The organism is Pseudomonas sp. MD195_PC81_125 (genome assembly GCF_014060985.1).
Taxonomy (GTDB): domain Bacteria; phylum Pseudomonadota; class Gammaproteobacteria; order Pseudomonadales; family Pseudomonadaceae; genus Aquipseudomonas; species Aquipseudomonas parakoreensis.
The window spans coordinates 1-905 of the sequence record NZ_JABULD010001005.1 but is presented as its reverse complement, the minus strand read 5'-3'; the positions used below and the strand labels follow the sequence as shown (position 1 = coordinate 905).

The 905-nt window shown below is 49.1% G+C and carries 2 protein-coding genes and 1 rRNA gene; all 3 read right to left on the bottom strand.

What is annotated here, in order from left to right:
- Window positions 1–187, bottom strand: a 16S ribosomal RNA gene (locus HT737_RS30845); the annotation flags it as partial.
- 302 nt (window positions 188–489) lie between these two features.
- Window positions 490–669, bottom strand: a complete 180-nt coding sequence (locus tag HT737_RS30840; RefSeq protein WP_182403720.1) for a hypothetical protein — start codon at window positions 667–669, stop codon at window positions 490–492.
- A 164-nt stretch (window positions 670–833) separates the two neighbouring features.
- The coding region (locus HT737_RS32980; RefSeq protein WP_374011225.1) for a hypothetical protein at window positions 834–905 on the bottom strand (72 nt) is incomplete at its 5' end.

Here is a 905-nt window from a genome sequence, read left to right as displayed (position 1 = left end):
CCCGTAGGACGTATGCGGTATTAGCGTTCCTTTCGAAACGTTGTCCCCCACTACCACGGCAGATTCCTAGGCATTACTCACCCGTCCGCCGCTGAATCCAGGAGCAAGCTCCTCTCATCCGCTCGACTTGCATGTGTTAGGCCTGCCGCCAGCGTTCAATCTGAGCCATGATCAAACTCTTCAGTTCAAACATCTTTGGGTTTTTAAGAAACCCTAAACTTGGCTCAGCAATCGTTGGTTACATCTTTGATTTCTCGCGGAGTAACTTGTGATGCTGATAATCTTGTTGACTATCAGTCTGACTCCACAAGCACCCACACGAATTGCTTGATTCAGTTGTTAAAGAGCGGTTGGTTAAGAGCTTTCGCCTCAACCGAGGCGCGCATTCTACAGCAGCCTCATTTGCTGTCAAGTGATTATTTTCAGAAGCTTTCGAAGAATTCTTCAACAACTTCAACAACTTCAACCACTTGCGCTTCCGATCTCTCGTTAGCGGGAGGCGAATTCTACAGCGTTACACGCTGCTGTCAACACCTCTTTTTCACCGCTTTCGACCGAGAAGATCGAACCGTCAAAAGAGCCAAACATCACCGCTCTTTCAACTCCCTCCAGGCTTCGATGAACTGAAGCGATCCGCCGTCGAAAACTGCATAACTCGTTGATTTTCAAGGAGTTTTYCCGTTTTCGACTGCGCCGGAAGTGGGGCGAATTATAGACCTCCAGAATCTGCCGTCAACCGCTTTTTTTCATAATTTCTGTCATATCGGTCAAAAAACACCCGAAAAACACCAAAGGCCGACCTCTAGAGGTCGGCCTTGGTCATGCCCTGCTACTTACAAGCTAGGGAAAGCGAATTGCGAAGCTTCATGGCTCGCACGCTGCGGCCAGCGCTGAGTGATGGCCTT